The 15,043-nt window shown below is 62.8% G+C and carries 12 protein-coding genes; 5 read left to right on the top strand and 7 right to left on the bottom strand.

Annotation, left to right across the window (positions count from 1 at the left end):
- Positions 1-80: 80 nt before the first annotated feature.
- Positions 81-1,733 (top strand): carboxypeptidase-like regulatory domain-containing protein, encoded by a 1,653-nt coding sequence (locus tag LAN64_02735; protein MBZ5566748.1) that lies wholly within the window; start codon positions 81-83, stop codon positions 1,731-1,733.
- On the top strand, positions 1,730-3,451 hold the full coding sequence (locus LAN64_02730) for a carboxypeptidase-like regulatory domain-containing protein (protein MBZ5566747.1): 1,722 nt from the start codon (positions 1,730-1,732) through the stop codon (positions 3,449-3,451). The genes LAN64_02735 and LAN64_02730 overlap by 4 nt, the downstream gene beginning before the upstream one ends.
- Before the next feature lie 61 nt (positions 3,452-3,512).
- On the opposite strand, the gene LAN64_02725 is transcribed toward LAN64_02730, so the two are convergent.
- From LAN64_02725 to rpsO, 3 genes are all read right to left on the bottom strand, one after another.
- Positions 3,513-4,145, bottom strand: a complete 633-nt coding sequence (locus LAN64_02725) for a FecR family protein (GenBank protein MBZ5566746.1) — start codon at positions 4,143-4,145, stop codon at positions 3,513-3,515.
- Between the two features lie 394 nt (positions 4,146-4,539).
- Positions 4,540-6,936 (bottom strand): polyribonucleotide nucleotidyltransferase, encoded by a 2,397-nt coding sequence (pnp, locus tag LAN64_02720; GenBank protein ID MBZ5566745.1) that lies wholly within the window; start codon positions 6,934-6,936, stop codon positions 4,540-4,542.
- Between the two features lie 162 nt (positions 6,937-7,098).
- Complete coding sequence (gene rpsO / locus LAN64_02715; protein ID MBZ5566744.1) at positions 7,099-7,365, bottom strand: 30S ribosomal protein S15; 267 nt, start codon at positions 7,363-7,365, stop codon at positions 7,099-7,101.
- Between the two features lie 295 nt (positions 7,366-7,660).
- On the opposite strand from rpsO, the gene LAN64_02710 reads away from it, so the two are divergent.
- From LAN64_02710 to LAN64_02700, 3 genes are all read left to right on the top strand, one after another.
- Positions 7,661-8,725 (top strand): hypothetical protein, encoded by a 1,065-nt coding sequence (locus LAN64_02710; GenBank protein ID MBZ5566743.1) that lies wholly within the window; start codon positions 7,661-7,663, stop codon positions 8,723-8,725.
- A gap of 402 nt (positions 8,726-9,127) precedes the next feature.
- Positions 9,128-10,510 (top strand): citrate (Si)-synthase, encoded by a 1,383-nt coding sequence (locus LAN64_02705; GenBank protein MBZ5566742.1) that lies wholly within the window; start codon positions 9,128-9,130, stop codon positions 10,508-10,510.
- 324 nt (positions 10,511-10,834) lie between these two features.
- Positions 10,835-11,905, top strand: coding sequence for a methyltransferase domain-containing protein (locus LAN64_02700; GenBank protein ID MBZ5566741.1), 1,071 nt, complete (start codon positions 10,835-10,837; stop codon positions 11,903-11,905).
- Between the two features lie 69 nt (positions 11,906-11,974).
- Here LAN64_02700 and LAN64_02695 read toward each other — a convergent pair whose 3' ends face one another.
- Genes LAN64_02695 through LAN64_02680 form a run of 4 tightly spaced genes read right to left on the bottom strand, consistent with a single transcriptional unit; the run spans position 11,975 to position 14,862 of the window.
- Complete coding sequence (locus LAN64_02695; protein MBZ5566740.1) at positions 11,975-12,577, bottom strand: 2-oxoacid:acceptor oxidoreductase family protein; 603 nt, start codon at positions 12,575-12,577, stop codon at positions 11,975-11,977.
- On the bottom strand, positions 12,577-13,452 hold the full coding sequence (locus tag LAN64_02690; GenBank protein MBZ5566739.1) for a 2-oxoacid:ferredoxin oxidoreductase subunit beta: 876 nt from the start codon (positions 13,450-13,452) through the stop codon (positions 12,577-12,579). The genes LAN64_02695 and LAN64_02690 overlap by 1 nt, the downstream gene beginning before the upstream one ends.
- On the bottom strand, positions 13,449-14,609 hold the full coding sequence (locus LAN64_02685; GenBank protein MBZ5566738.1) for a 2-oxoacid:acceptor oxidoreductase subunit alpha: 1,161 nt from the start codon (positions 14,607-14,609) through the stop codon (positions 13,449-13,451). The genes LAN64_02690 and LAN64_02685 overlap by 4 nt, the downstream gene beginning before the upstream one ends.
- Positions 14,599-14,862 (bottom strand): 4Fe-4S binding protein, encoded by a 264-nt coding sequence (locus LAN64_02680; GenBank protein ID MBZ5566737.1) that lies wholly within the window; start codon positions 14,860-14,862, stop codon positions 14,599-14,601. Before LAN64_02680 ends, LAN64_02685 begins: the two co-directional genes overlap by 11 nt.
- Between the last annotated feature and the right edge of the window lie 181 nt (positions 14,863-15,043).

The following is a 15,043-nucleotide window of genomic DNA, read 5'->3' as shown; positions in this document are numbered from 1 at the left end:
AGAAGAAGTTTCAGTTTCAGGTCTCGGTTACAGCACGTTGCAGGTTTCGGTGTGGGCTTCGTATCTGATTCACCGCTGCCATGCCCAGAAGAGTTCTAGCCGCAGGGATTGTGCTTTGGCTCACCGTTGCGCTGGTGCACGCGCAGGGCCTGGGAGCGCAACCCTACGGCCAGGCGCGTGGATTCGATCCCAACGCGCCCACGCACGACGTCAGCGGGAGCGTGATCAACACCGCGACCGGCGAGCCCATCCCGCGCGCGCTGGTGCAGATGTTCGGTCCATCTCAGCGTTCCGACTTCACCGACTCGCAGGGCAGCTTCCGCTTTGAAGGCGTGCCTGAAGGCCAGGCCATGTTCACGGCGCGCAAGCCTGGGTTCTTCAACTCCGATGAACTCGCGCGCGGCGGTGGGCGTCCGCGCTCGGCGGTAAAAATCACGTCGGGCATGAGCCCGATCATGCTGCCACTTACGCCGGAAGGAATTATCACCGGCACGATCACGGGCGATGACGGCGAGCCGCTGGAAGGCGTGCGGGTGCGACTGAAGCACCAAGTCGTAAACAACGGCCGCAAGCGGTGGGAGGAGAGGCAGCAAGCAACCAGCAACGAGGACGGGGAATTCCGCGTCGCCAACCTGGTTCCGGGAACGTACAACCTGTTCGCGGAAGCGCAGCGTCCGGCGACACCGCGGGCAGCCAGCGAACCCAGGCTCGGCTACGCGCCGGCGTATTATCCGGGCGCGCCCGATGCTTCCTCCGCCGCTCCCATCGAGGTGCGCGGCGGGCAGACCGTGCAACTGGACTTCCACCTGCGCACGCAGCCGGTGTTCGATGTGAGCGGGCTGGTCACCGGCATCGCGCCGGGCCAGCGGGGCGTAAACGTGCAGTTCATGAACCACTCCGGCGATTCGATCTCGGCCAATGTGCACTTCAACCCCAGCGAGGGAACGTTCAGCGCCAAGCTGCCGGCGGGCACCTACACGGTGCGAGCTTCGTCGTTCGAACCGCCGCGCCATAGCTTAAGCGCAACCGCGACCATCACGGTGGCGGCCGACGTCAGCGGCCTCCGACTGCCGCTGCAGCCCGGCGCCTCGATTCCCATCGTAGTCAGGACAGATTTCACCAAACAGCAGAGTTCGCCCAATCTCGGGAGCGGCAGCGCATCGCAAGATCGCGCTCCGGCGCAATACGCATCGGTGCAATTGATCGGTCTCGACAGCACGCGCATGAGTGCGTTCTCCAGCATGGAGCGCACGTCCGACAACGCATCGTACGCCTTGCAGAACGTGGAGCCAGGACACTACGCGGCGCAAATCTCGCCGCACGGACCGTGGTACGTGCAGTCGGCGACGTATGGCCAGACCGATCTGCTGCGTGAGGACATGGTAGTCACTCCAGGCGACGCGCGTCCGATCGAGATTACCTTGCGCGACGACGGTGGTTCGATCACCGGGTCCGTCATGTCGGACAACGCCGCGGCAACGGCGATGGTGCTGGCTGTGCCGGAACGCCGATCAACACCGCCGCAGCCGCACTTTGCGTCGGAGACCGGATTCACCATCAACATGCTCGCGCCGGGAGATTACCTGCTGTTCGCCTTCGACAGCACGGACGGCCTGGAATACACGAATCGCGACGCGCTGGAGCCGTACGCGTCGCGGGCGACGCGCGTCAGCGTGTCCAACAACAGCAGCGCCAACGTCACGCTCACGCTGACCAAGCGAGGCGCGCCATGAAGATGCTGCAACGGTTCGCGTTCGCACTCCTTTGTGCTCTCGCGCTTCCGCTGGCGGCGCAGCAGCGCAACCCTGCAGCCGCCGGCGGATATCAGATCAGCGGCGTGGCCATCAACGCGACCAGCAATTTGCCGGTCGCACAGGCGCATGTGACGATCGCCTTGTCCGGCGGCAGCTTCAGCCGAACCGTGATGACCGGCGCGGATGGACGGTTCGCCTTCGACCACCTGCGCGCCGGAAAGTACGCATTGGCAGCAGAGCGCCGCGGGTTTGCGTCGCAGGGTTACGAGCAGCACGAAGGGCGCTTCTCTACCGCCATCGTGGTCGGTCCCGAACTCGATGGCACCAATCTCGTTTTCCGCCTTGCGCCGGATGCATCGTTCACCGGGCGCGTTACCGACGACGGCAATGAGCCGGTGCGCAACGCGCGCGTCATGCTGGTCCACGAGCTCATGGTCGAAGGACGGATGAGCAAGCGCGTCGTGGGAAATACCTCGACCGACGATCAGGGCCGCTACCACTTCGCGCATCTCAAGCCGGGCGCGTATTACATCGCGGTGTCGGCGCGGCCGTGGTACGCCCAGCCCCTATTCATGGGCCGAATGGGCTTCCGCGACGGCGGCGTTGTTGGCTTTGGCGGCGGAAGCGCCGACGCGCCAGCCAATCCGGCGCTCGACGTTGCCTATCCGCTGACGTTTTATCCCGACGTGACCGATGCGGCGTCGGCGAGCGCGATCACGCTGCAAGCCGGCGACCGCGCCTCGGCCGACATCATGCTGCGCGCGGTTCCCGCGCTGCATGTGCGCATCAACAACGCAGCGGGACAACAAAAGGGAGAGGAACAGCGGCAATTCGTCAATGCAACGCTGGTACAAACCATGTTTGACGGCATCGAAGTTCCGATGCCGGCCATGACTCGCCCCATGGGCGGAAACGTAAGCATGCTTTCCGGCCTTGCGCCTGGACATTACCTGCTGCGCGTCACGCCGAATGCTCGCAGGTTCCCGCGCATGGCACAGCGAGTAAGCGACGAGCAAGATCAGCCAGAGCAGGAGCAGCTTGCGCGCGTGCGCGAAGTGGACCTGGTCTCGGACACGGAACTGGACGCGAGCGAGATGGCGCCGACGACGATGGTCAGCGGAACGGTGCGGCTGGCGAATGGGAAGGCTCCGTCGAAACCGCCAATGATCGAATTGCGGCGAGGCGCAATGCGGCGGGCGTTCAGCGCGCTTGCCAACGCGAATGGTGAGTTCGCGTTTCCGCAGGGATTCGCCGCGGGAACTTATGAAATCATGACGAGCAGCAGCGATGACCTGTTCATCGGCAGCGTGACGGCAACCGGCGCGAAGATGGCTGGACGCACGCTGCAGATCGGCAGTTCGGATGCAGTGAAGCTGAACATCATGGTGAGCGCGGGAGCGGGCAAGATCGAGGGCGTTGCGCTACGCGACGGAAAGCCACAGTCGGGAGCGATGATCCTGCTGGTGCCACAGGATCCAGAAAACAATCTGCCGCTGTTTCGCCGCGATCAGAGCGACAGCGATGGCTCGTTCACACTGGCAACCGTTCTGCCTGGGCGATACACGTTGCTGGCGCTGGAAAAGGGATGGGATTTGCAGTGGGGCGATGCTGCGGTGCTGAAGCCGTTTTTGGCGAATGGCGAAACGCTGGTGGTGCCGGCAAAAGGCAAGAACGAGGTACGCGTGACGGTGCAGTAAGAAAAATGGAAGCCAGAAGTAAGTGGTCAGGGAAAGTTAGATCTTACTCTTACTTCTTACTTCAGTAGTTCTTGTACGGGGTCTGGGGCTCGGGCTGGTCCGGCTCGGTGATGGTTTTCCAGTTCTCCATCTGGTCACGAGTGGCGCGCTCGGGCTGGTCGGGAGGATGGCCGCGGCGCACGGTGACGGTGGTACCGCCCCGGCAGGTGATGGTGCCGGGGATGTTGGGGTCGACACTGGATAGTTGAACGTTGCCGGAGATGCAGATGAACTTGGTGAGGTTGGGGTCGGTGGCGTCGACGCCGAAGTCGGTGCCGATGACACCGGCGATAGCGGTAGGAGTGCGGAGCTCGAATTTGCCTCCGGCGCGGGTGATCTTAGAGACCTGAGCGCGCAGTTTTCCGTAGTTGAGTTCGAGCGAGGTCTGGCGAGAGGCGGCGTCGTGGCTCACGATGCGAAGCTGCGACTTCACGCCAATGGAAAGCACCGACTGGTCGAGGAGCTTGATGCGGACGCGGCCCTGGTCGTCGGTGCGGAGAAGGTCGTTGAGTTGGACCTCGGCACCGCGGGAGGCGTCCATGACGGCGCCGGCGCGCTCGATGCGGGCGGCGGGCAGCAGGGCGGAAACGCTGCCGGCGCGGGTGTCGGCGAAGCAGGTAGTGGTCAGCAGCAGTGCAAGCAAGAGGTGGCGCATACCGGGAGAGTGTAGCGGGATTGGGGAATTTTGTAATTTGGTAATTTGAGTGATGAGCGGTTGACGGCCCTGGTCGGGGACGAGCGAACGCAAGGTCCCTCGACTCACGCGGCAAGAAGCTTGCCGCGCTGCTCAGGATGACATCTCATTAAATTTGGTTCGTGCGCAAAGGAAAGCGCGATCGAGGGCGAGCGCGCTCCAACTCACGGTGTTTGCAATACAACACACGCGCGGGCGCGTGTGCCGCAAGGCTCTCTTGAGCTTAGGCCGGCTTGGGAAATGGTGTAGCCGTGAAGCAGTCCCTCAGCGGCTAAAGCCGGATAATTTTCCGGGCCTCAACGGCACGGCTGAAGCCGTGCCCCTCCTCGGCGGTTACAGCAATTCCTAAACGGCTCTAGTGTCGGCCGCCGCGGTCGCCGCCGCGACCACCACGCCCACCACGGCCGCCGCCGTCATGGCCACGGCCGCCACGGCTACCCCCGCCGCCGGGTCGCCGACCGCCGCCACCGCCGCCGGGCCGGCGGCCGCTGCCGCTGCCTTCAGAGCGTCCACCAACGCTGGGGGCTTCGGCGCGATTGAAGTTGGGCTCGTGCTCGTGCTCGGCTGCGGGTTCCTCGACGAAGTCGCCGCCGCCCTCGAAGGTCACCGGACCAGTGCCGCCTTCGAGGCTGGGTTCGCCGCCGCCCATCTTGGCGCGCTGCTCCCTGAGGATGGCCTTGCGCGACAGACGGATGCGATTGCCTTCGACCGACAGCACTTTCACCAAGACCTGGTCGCCTTCCTTCAACTCGTCGCGAACGTCCTTGATGCGATGTTCGGCGACTTCGCTGATGTGAAGCAGGCCGTCAGTGCCGGGCAGGATTTCGACGAAGGCACCGAAGTCGGCGAGTCGAACGACCTTGCCGAGGTAGGTCTTGCCGATTTCCGCGGTGGCGGTGATGTCGCCGATCATCTGCAGGGCTTTGGCAGCCGATTCCTGGTCGCTGGAGGCGACGTTGACGCGTCCGCTATCCTCGACATCAATCTTGACGCCGGTGGCCTCGATGATGCCGCGGATGACCTTGCCGCCGGGCCCGATGAGGTCGCGAATCTTGTCGGTCGGGATTTGCAGGGTGTAGAAGCGGGGCGCGAACTCGGAGACGGCGGCGCGCGGCTCGGGCAACGCCTGATTCATGTGCTCCAGGATGTGCAAGCGGCCGCGATTGGCCTGCTGCAGGGCCTCGCGCATGATCTGCGGGGTGATGCCCATGACCTTAATGTCCATCTGCAAGGCGGTAATGCCCTGCGCGGTACCGGCGACCTTGAAATCCATGTCGCCATAATGGTCTTCGGCGCCGGCGATGTCGGTAAGGATGGCGTAATCGTCGCCTTCCTTGACCAGACCCATGGCGACGCCCGCCACCGGCGCCTTGAGCGGAACGCCAGCGTCCATCAGCGAGAGCGAGGCACCGCAGACGGTGGCCATGGAGGAGGAACCGTTGGACTCCAGGATGTCGGAGACCACGCGCATGGCGTAGGGCCAGTCGGTTTCGGCGGGGAGAACGGCCGCGATGGAGCGCTCGGCGAGGGCACCGTGGCCGATCTCGCGGCGTCCAGCGCCACGCAAAAATGCCACTTCACCAACGGAAAATGGCGGAAAGTTATAGTGCAACATGAAGCGCTTCTTAGCTTCGCCTTCGAACAGTTCCAGACGCTGCATGTCGTCGGAGGTACCCAGAGTGGTGGTCACCAGTGCCTGAGTTTCGCCGCGGGTAAAGATGGCCGAACCGTGAGTGCGCGGCAAGACGCCGATTTCGATCCAGATGGGACGGACTTGGTCGAAGGCGCGGGCGTCGGGACGGCGGCGCTGACCGATCACCTGCTCGCGGAAGAGGCGCTCGCGCAGGATTTCGAAGTTGGCGGCGAGTAGCTTGCGAGCGTCTTCGTCCTCTTCGGAGATGGCTTCCTTCAACTCGGTTTTGAGCGCTTTGACCAGGGTATGGCTCTCGGCCTTGGGGTGCCTGGCGGTGTCAAGGGCGTCGGTGAGGCGAGCGCCGATGCTCTTGCGGAGCGCGGCGATGCCGGCTTCGTCCACTTGCGGAGCTTCGAAGGCGCGCTTGGGCTTGCCGGCGCGCTGAGCCAGATCGCTGATGGCAGCACAGATTTTCTTGATTTCCTTGTGCGCGAACTCGATGGCGTCGACGATGGTGTCTTCCTGGACTTCACTGGCGCCGGCTTCGATCATGACGATGCCGTCGGCACTGCCGACCACCATGAGGCGGAGCAGGCCGTCGCGCATCTCTTCGTAAGTGGGGTTGGCGATGAACTGACCGTCTTTGAGGCCGACGCGAATCGCACCAACCGGCCCGGCGAAGGGAATGTCGGAAAGCGTCAGGGCACAGGAGGCGGCATTGATGGCGGCGACGTCGGGATCGTTCTGGGTGTCGGCCGAGAGGCAGAAGGCGATGATCTGCGTCTCGCTGCGGAAGCCCTCGGGAAACAGCGGGCGAATGGGGCGGTCAATCTGGCGGCTGGTGAGGATTTCGCGCTCGCTGGGGCGGCCTTCGCGTTTGATGAAGCCGCCGGGAATCCGTCCGCCGGCGTAGGTGTACTCGCGGTAATCGACGGTGAGGGGGAAAAAGTCGATGCCCTCGCGGGGCTCCTGGTTGGCGGTGGCGGTACCGAGTACAACGTTGTCGTTCGTGCGGACGACGGCAGAGCCGTGGGCCTGCTTGGCGAGCTTGCCGGTTTCAAATGAGATGGTTTTGCCGCCGGTCAATTCGACGGTGACGGACTGTGGTTCTGGCTTCATGAGAAATTCCTTCCAAGAGGAGCGCGGGACCGGGTAGGTAGGTGAGAGCAGACCCGGCGTAGACGCAAGCGCACGCGCCAACGCGGTGAAGCGATGGTGTGGGGAGCAACGCCGGGAAGACGCAAAACGACCGAGTCACAGATATTTAGTGGGCAAACGCAGCTACTTGCGGATGCCGAGTTTGGCAATCACTTCTTTGTAGCGCTCGGTGTCGTATTTCTTGAGGTAGTCGAGCAGGCGACGCCGCTTGCTCACCAGCATCAGAAGGCCGCGCCGGGATGCGTGGTCCTTTTTGTGCGTCTTGAAGTGCTCCGTCAACTGGCCAATGCGCTCACTCAACAACGCGATCTGAACTTCGGGACTACCGGTATCGCTAGCGTGCGTGCGGTATTGGCCGATGATGGTCTGTTTATGCTCTCGGGCTAACACTGAACTGGGTGCACTCCTGTAATTTTCGCTATCTCCTTCTACGTAAAGGAGCGTACCACGCGCGGCGGAGGGCTGTAAAGCCGCGCAGGAGCGATCCTTAGCGCGCGCCGGGCGGCGTACATCCAACCCCGCAGCGGGCGAGGAGAATCACAGGTGTGGAGGCTACGAGCAGGCACGGGTCACAAGCGAAGACAACTAGAGCAGCATGTCTGGGTTGGAGAGTAAGAGAGGAGAGTGGGCTGTGTGGTGTCGGCATTGCGGTCATAACAATCCGGAGGAAAACCGTTTCTGCGGAATGTGTGGGAGGCTGCTGATATTCCAGCCGATTGCGGAGGTCGAGTCGGCGCCGGTGACTCAGCAAATGCAGGCGCCGGAGGAGCCGGAAGAAAAGGTCGCGCGACCGGAGGTCAGGCGAGAGGCGGTGGAAGCGCAGCCTGAGCCAGTTGAGGCCGGCGAGGTGGCGCCGGAACCGGCCAAGCGCAGCAATCTATGGTGGGCGGATGAATACAAGGACGAAGACCAGACGACGATCAGTGGGCCGTCGTTTCTGGGACTGGGCAGCGCGAAATCGGGCGAGCACGGATATTCGTACTTGTTTCAGGAAGACGCGGAAGAGGGGGAGCGGTCGCACAAGGCGGGTTGGGCGTTGCTGCTGGTGCTATCGGTGTTGGGCGGAGTGATGTACGCCAACTGGCATCCGATCCGGGATTATGTGCTGTCCACGGCTAACTCGCTGGCGCACCAGAAGCCGCCGAACCAAGCCGCGGACCCCGGGTCAGCGATCCCGGCCACGCCAGCAGCGCCGACCACGACGGTAGCGAGTAGCGGTGCGCAGGCGCCCCCGACGAGCACCGCCGACACCGAAGGTCAGAGCAAGGCGGCAGAGGCGCAGACCGGCGCTGCCCAGGAGGGGCTTCCAGAACGAGACCATGAGTCCGGCGCCAACAGCCCCGGCAAGCAAGCCGAAAAACAGCCAGCGGCTGCCAAGGAAAAAATCCCAGCGGACGAAACCGGGCCGCCCCCGGCCAAGAGGGAGAGCACGACACCATTGAACGAAGGCGGCGAACTCGTAAACAGCGGCGAAAAATATCTTTATGGGCGCGGCGTGGCACGGAGCTGCGGCCAGGCGATGATTTACTTCAAGGCGGCGGCGGCGAAGCGGAATCCGCAGGCGTTCAGCCATCTGGGGGCGCTGTACGCTACGGGCAGGTGCGTGCCGACAGACCGGGCGGTGGCGTACGCGTGGTTCCGGCGGGCGTACGCGGAGGAACCCAATAACCGGTATTTCGAGCAGAACCTGACCATGCTGTGGCGGGAAATGACCCCGTACGAGAGGCAAAGGGCGACGGGGAGGCAGTAGGTCGGGAGTTAGTAGTTAGCTAGGCGCGGCTGCGGCGGCGCCTTTCTTGTGCCTGTCGTGGCGAAGAACACACTCGCAACAGCCAGGGCACCGCGGCGATTTGCCTTGCGGCCTCACCCTGAGGAGGGTTGTGGAGCACATATAGCTGTGACAGGCGCGCTCCGGGGCCGTCTTGACCCCGGTTTTTCCGGCCAGAATCGGCGAACACCGAGCCTGGATTGTGCCAACATCACCCGCGAGTGTGATTCCGCTCACTGCTTCGTTGCCCATTGAGCAACACAATGGCTCCGGCAGAGGTGCATTACAGAACCCTGTCTTACCCTGTCTTCCAGACAAGCTTCCCGCGCCAATCCTGGGGTGCCTGGAACTGGGCTGTGTGAGCGTGAAAGGAGTTCTCATACTATGGCACTGAAAGAAGTACTAAGACAAAAGATCGAGGAGTTCCGCCCCCGCACTACAAAGCTCATCAAGGAACACGGCCATGTCGTTATTGATGAAGTGACCATCGAACAAACCATGGGAGGTGCGCGTGACATCCGCAGCCTGGTTACCGACATCTCCTACCTGGATCCGCAGGAAGGGATCCGCTTTCGCGGCAAGACCATTCCTGAGACTTTGGCGTTCCTTCCGAAAGCAAGAAATTCGAATTACCCCACCGTAGAAGCTTTCTGGTACTTCCTTCTGACGGGCGAGTCGCCGAACCAGGCGCAGCATCGTGAAGTTCTCGGCGAATGGAAGGTCCGCCAGATGGTTCCTTCCTACGTATGGGACGTCATCCGCGCCCTGCCCCGCGACAGCCATCCCATGGTGATGCTCTCCACCGGCATTCTGGCCATGCAGAAGGACTCCAAGTTCGCGCATTTCTACGGGTCGGGCAATTTCAACAAGATGGCGGCATGGGAATACGTCTACGAAGATGCCTTCGACATCGTGGCCCGTATCCCCATCATCGCCGCGTTCATTTACAACCTCAAGTATCGCAGCGATTTTCAGGTGGCGATCAATCGGGATCTGGATTCGGGCGCAAATTTCGCGTACATGATCGGGCAGGTCGAAGAGTACAAGGATGTTGCCCGTATGTACTTTATCCTTCACTCCGACCACGAATCCGGCAATGTTTCCGCCCATACGACGCACTTGGTGCACTCGGCCCTGTCGGATCCCTACTATGCTTATTCCGCCGGCCTCAACGGCCTTGCCGGCCCGCTCCACGGCCTTGCCAACCAGGAGGTCCTGGACTGGCTGCTGAAATTCGAGAAGAAATACTGCAAGGACGAGGAACCGACCAAGGAGTTGGTGACCCAGGCGCTGTGGGATACGCTCAAGGCCGGCCAGGTGATTCCGGGGTACGGCCACGCCGTTCTTCGCAAGACCGACCCGCGCTACATGTCGCAGCGCGAGTTCTGTCTGGCGACTCCAGGGCTCAAGGTCGATCCGCTGTTCAAACTTGTTTCCATGATCTTCGAAGTGGCGCCCGGTGTTCTGGCGCAACACGGCAAGGCCAAGAATCCTTGGCCGAACGTGGATGCCCAGTCCGGCGTCATCCAGTGGTACTACGGGCTGCACGAGTGGGACTTCTACACCGTGCTGTTCGGTGTCGGTCGCGCCCTCGGGTGCATGGCCAATATCACCTGGGACCGAGCTCTCGGAAGTCCTATCGAGCGTCCCAAGTCTGTTACCACACCGATGCTGGAGCAGTGGGCTGCGGAAGGTGGCCGCAAGCTGGGAACGGCGGCGAAAGCAGCAGCAGTTCCAGCGACTGCACTTGCCGGTGCGGGTCGATAGGACCTGGCAAAGGTCGACGCGAGGCAATTGTCGGTTGCGAGTGTCTTGTTGTTTGTGAGTTGGCGCGGACCCGGGGGCCGCGCCAATTTTCTTTCTCCGCCGCCACTTCCGCCGGAGAGCACAATGGTGACGCTCGAAGCCGGAGGCCGTCGTACCCCTACGCGAAGTTTTTCTCGAACGGCTTCAAGTTGAGATCTTACCTTATACTGCTCGCGTAACTCCGAGGCTGATGATTCGATGACTGGGCCCGACGAGGTGACATCTCCAACGCCCAAATCCCCTGCGGTTCAGCCAGGGATAAGCTGTGCCGAATTCCCACGGGATATGCTCGTTCTGCTTCGCTGCAGCCATGATGGCGGTGAGCTGGCGCCTACAGCCGAACTGCGCAGCGGCGCCTTCGGCGTGATCGACGCGCAACTCCGCTGCGTGATCTGCAAAACTGAATACCTAATCCAGGACGGAATCGCCCGCATGGTGGTGAGCGCTTTGGGAGCTGAAGGCGATCATGAGATGGCCATCCGGGATCGCGAATACGCGAACATGCCCGAAAGCTTCGTCGCGCCCCAGTTTGGCTGGCGTTCCAGCTTGTTCGATCTGCTCCAAGTACCGCAACATCTGCGTCGCCTGGAACCTCTCGACGGCTGCACCGCGGTGGACATTGGGAGCGGGGATGGCCGGTTCACAATGTTGATGGCGCAATTAGGGGCGCGAGTGCTGGCAGTGGATTTCTCGATTAACGCGCTGCGCAGGTTAAGCTCCAGGCTACCGTCCGGCGTTGCCCCGACTACATTCCCGCTTCCACGCGTGGTGCGCAGCGGCGATTTGCGCGGGCAGGTCGGGCTGGCGCAGGCCGACGCAGGCCAGTTTCATCTGGCGCCTGGCAGCTTCGACCGGGCAGTCTCAGCGACTCCGCTCGATTCACGCGACCAGCGCATGGCCATGTATCGCGTCATTGCCGATGCGTTGCGCGACGACGGCCGCTACCTTTGCTCGGTGGAGCACGATGACTTGCTGCGGCGACTCCTGGGCTTGCCGCTGGCACGCCGCTACTCAAGGGCGGGAATTTTTCTCGAACACTTCGATGCCGACACGCTACGGCGCGAAGTATCACCCTACTTCCTGAAGCTGGAGACTCGACCGATTCGGCCCGACGTTCCATTTATTTCCCATCTGCCGTTTGCCTGGCAGGTGCGTGTGTCGCTCGCATTTCAGACGTTGCCGGTACTGCGCGAATTCGGGGAAATCATGCTCCTGCTGGCCGAGCGACCGGTGCGGCCCCCGACCGAAGGCCTGCATCGCCCGGGCAACAAACTCGCCAAGACACTCTTCTCCATTTACAGCCGCGTTCGGCACCGGGAGCCCATCGTGGGCGGAGAACACGAGCGGGTCTTGTAAGTTGAGATCTGGATAGAAAGAAAAAAACCGGCCGAAGCGCGGCCGGGCTACATCCTGCAGAACAACGAATCAGTGGACTTCGAGGGCCTTGACGGAAGACTCGGATTCTTCCGCAGTGGCGGCCTCGCCGGCGGCGCGGGACTTGCCGTACTCAAAACCCTTGTCGAACGCCTTGAGGTTGAGTTCCTTGAAGGCCGGGGGAACGGAGTCGGCGACCGCCTGACGCAGCGACTCGGGCTTCACCAGGTCCGTAACCGCGGCGTAGAAGCCGACCATCACGATATTGAGCACCATTTTCTTGCCCAGCTCTTCGGCAAGCCGGGTTGCCGGACAACTGAAGACCGTGGTACCGGAGGGAAGATCGCCGACGCGGACCAGGTCCTGCTCGATGACCAAGGTGCCGCCCGGTTTCAGTTCGGGCACGAACTTGGTGTACGCCTCCTGCGACATGACGACCAGGATGTCCGGACGAGTCACGTAGGGATAAAGGACCGGCGACTCGGAGAGGATGACCTGCGCACTACAGGCGCCGCCGCGGGCCTCGGGGCCAAAGCTCTGGGTCATGGTGGCGAAGTCGCCTTCAAAGATGGAAGCGGCCTTGCCGATGACGATGGCGGAGAGGATGACGCCCTGGCCGCCGAATCCGGCAATGCGAAGCTCGGTGAGTTGCATTAGATTCCCTCCTCGCAGCACTCCGCCGCGCACTCGTCGACGTAGCGGTCGCCGAGGGCTTCCACGAACTGGTCGTGCGCCATGGCGAGGTAGTCGGAGCGGTCGCGGTCGACGAACTTGCCGACGATGATGTCGCCGTTGCGGGTCAGTCCGACCTCGCTGGTGGAAACACCGTTCTTGATCTTGCTGTGCTCTTTGTAGAACTTCATGGTGTCGAGGCCGTCGCCCATCTTGTTGCGGCGCTGGTAGAGCGTCGGGCAGGGCGAGAGGATCTCGATGAAGCAGAAACCGGGTTTCTTGAAGACCTCGGCCATGGAGCGCGCGATCTGGCGCACGTGGAACGTTGTCCAGCGCGCGACGTAGACGGCGCCGGCGGCCTCGACCAGGTGCGGCAAGTTGAAGTTCGGGTCGAAGGTGCCGTAGGGATGCGTCGAAGTAATGACGTGGCCGGGCGTGGTGGGCGCCGTCTGCCCGCCGGTCATGGCGTAGATGAGGTTGTTGACGCAAATCACCTTGATATCCATGTTGCGGCGGGCGGCATGAATCAGGTGATTGCCGCCGATGGCGGAGAGGTCGCCGTCGCCGGAATAGACCACCACGTTGAGCTTGGGATTGGCCAGCTTCAATCCGGTGGCGAACGGGATGGCGCGGCCGTGGGTGGTGTGGAAGGAATCCAGCTTGACGTAGCCGGCTACGCGGCCGGTACAGCCGATGCCGGAGACGATCGCCAGGTGCCGGAGGTCCACCCCGGAATCGAGCAGGGCGCGCGAGAAACAGTTGACGGTGGTGCCGATGCCGCAGCCCGGGCACCAGATGGTCGGCAGGCGGTCAGTGCGCAGGAACGGCAGAACGGGATTGACAGGGACGGTGCTCATTGGTTCGCCTCCACGATGGCCTTGACGATGGCCTCGGGCTGATGCACGCCGCCGCCGGCGTGCCCGACGTGAATGACTTTGGCGGCGCCGCGGGCGGCGCGTTCGACTTCGCGGACCATCTGTCCGAGGTTGAGCTCGGGGACGACAAACGCCTTCACTTTCGATGCCAGATCGCGAATGACTTTTTCGGGGAAGGGCCAGGCGATGATCAGCCGCAGCTTGCCGACCCTCAGCCCTTGCGCGCGGGCCAGGTCAATGGCGCGCTGGGCGACGCGCGAAGTGATGCCGTAGGAGACGACCACCACATCGGTGCCTTCCAAGTTGTCGGCTTCGTAGGCGACCAGGTCCTTGGCGTTGTCGATCTTGGCGCACAGGCGTTTGACGAGCTGGTCCTGGACCTTGACGGTCATGTTGGGATAGCCGCGCTCGTCGTGAGTCAAGCCGGTGACGTGGAAGTTGTAGCCCTCGCCGGCGTGCGCCATCTCGGGCACAAGCGAACCGTCGCCGTTGCACTGGTAGGGCAGATAATCGGCGGGCGATTTCTTGGTGTGCTTGCGCGGCGTGACCTCAAGTTGGTCGGCGGGGGGAATGACAACCTTCTCGGTCATGTGGCCGACAACCTCGTCCATCATCACCATGACCGGAACGCGGTATTGCTCGGAGAGGTTGAAGGCCTTGATGGTGAGGTCGAAGCACTCCTGCGGCGAGTTGGGGCAAAGGGCGATGATGCCGTAGTCGCCGTGCGAGCCCCAGCGGGCCTGCATCATATCGGCTTGCGCCGGAAGGGTGGGCAGCCCGGTGGAGGGGCCGCCGCGCTGCACGTTGACGAAGACGCAGGGCGTCTCGGTCATGGCGGCGTAGCCGATGTGCTCCATCATCAGCGAGAAGCCGGGGCCGCTGGTCACGGTGAAAGCTTTGGCGCCGCCCCAAACCGCGCCTTGCAGGCAGATGGAGGCGGCAAGCTCGTCTTCCATCTGAATGAAAGTTCCGCCCACCGTCGGAATGCGCGAGGCGAAGCGCTCGACGACCTCGGTGGAGGGCGTGATGGGATAGCCGGAGGCAAAGCGGGCGCCGGCGGCGAGGCAACCTTCGCAGCAAGCGTGGTCGCCGTCGAGGAAATGGGTGCCGGTCAGAACGCCGGTGGGATCAGCGTGCATCAGGGGCCTCCTTGTCCGCCGCGCCGGCGCCCTCGGGCGGGTGCAGGCGATATCCGAAGATGGCGAAGTCGGGACAGTACATGCCGCACAGATCGCAGCCGCTGCACTTTTCGGGAGCGACCATCTGCGGCGGGTGGTATCCCTTGGAATTGAACGCCGAGGAAAGCGCCAGGACCTTGGTGGGACAAAACTCCACGCAGAAGCCACACGCCTTGCAACGTTCGACGTGAATGGAAACGCTGCCTTTGGCCATCCGAACCTCTCTCACTGGGGACTGTGCCCGGCATCACGCGAAAAGGTGATCTGCCTTCCTAGTTGCCCGCCCGGGTGCGAGGGGCGGGCGAGCGGACCGGCCAAAGAACCCCTAAATATGCGGTCAAGACAAACGGTGTGCGATGGCACATCCTCAACCATCTGGGATTGTGCGCTTTGCA

The organism is Terriglobia bacterium (genome assembly GCA_020073185.1).
GTDB lineage: Bacteria > Acidobacteriota > Terriglobia > Terriglobales > Acidobacteriaceae > JAIQGF01.
This window is presented reverse-complemented; position numbering and strand designations above follow the sequence as displayed.

Excerpts from the sequence above, each read along its gene's own strand:
- LAN64_02695 (MBZ5566740.1), bottom strand. The coding sequence starts at position 12,577 with ATGCAACTCACCGAGCTTCGCATTGCCGGATTCGGCGGCCAGGGCGTC.
- LAN64_02710 (MBZ5566743.1), top strand. The coding sequence starts at position 7,661 with ATGTGTGGGAGGCTGCTGATATTCCAGCCGATTGCGGAGGTCGAGTCG.
- LAN64_02705 (MBZ5566742.1), top strand. The coding sequence starts at position 9,128 with ATGGCACTGAAAGAAGTACTAAGACAAAAGATCGAGGAGTTCCGCCCC.
- LAN64_02735 (MBZ5566748.1), top strand. The coding sequence starts at position 81 with ATGCCCAGAAGAGTTCTAGCCGCAGGGATTGTGCTTTGGCTCACCGTT.
- pnp (MBZ5566745.1), bottom strand. The coding sequence starts at position 6,936 with ATGAAGCCAGAACCACAGTCCGTCACCGTCGAATTGACCGGCGGCAAA.
- LAN64_02685 (MBZ5566738.1), bottom strand. The coding sequence starts at position 14,609 with ATGCACGCTGATCCCACCGGCGTTCTGACCGGCACCCATTTCCTCGAC.
- LAN64_02680 (MBZ5566737.1), bottom strand. The coding sequence starts at position 14,862 with ATGGCCAAAGGCAGCGTTTCCATTCACGTCGAACGTTGCAAGGCGTGT.
- LAN64_02690 (MBZ5566739.1), bottom strand. The coding sequence starts at position 13,452 with ATGAGCACCGTCCCTGTCAATCCCGTTCTGCCGTTCCTGCGCACTGAC.
- LAN64_02725 (MBZ5566746.1), bottom strand. The coding sequence starts at position 4,145 with ATGCGCCACCTCTTGCTTGCACTGCTGCTGACCACTACCTGCTTCGCC.
- LAN64_02700 (MBZ5566741.1), top strand. The coding sequence starts at position 10,835 with ATGCTCGTTCTGCTTCGCTGCAGCCATGATGGCGGTGAGCTGGCGCCT.
- LAN64_02730 (MBZ5566747.1), top strand. The coding sequence starts at position 1,730 with ATGAAGATGCTGCAACGGTTCGCGTTCGCACTCCTTTGTGCTCTCGCG.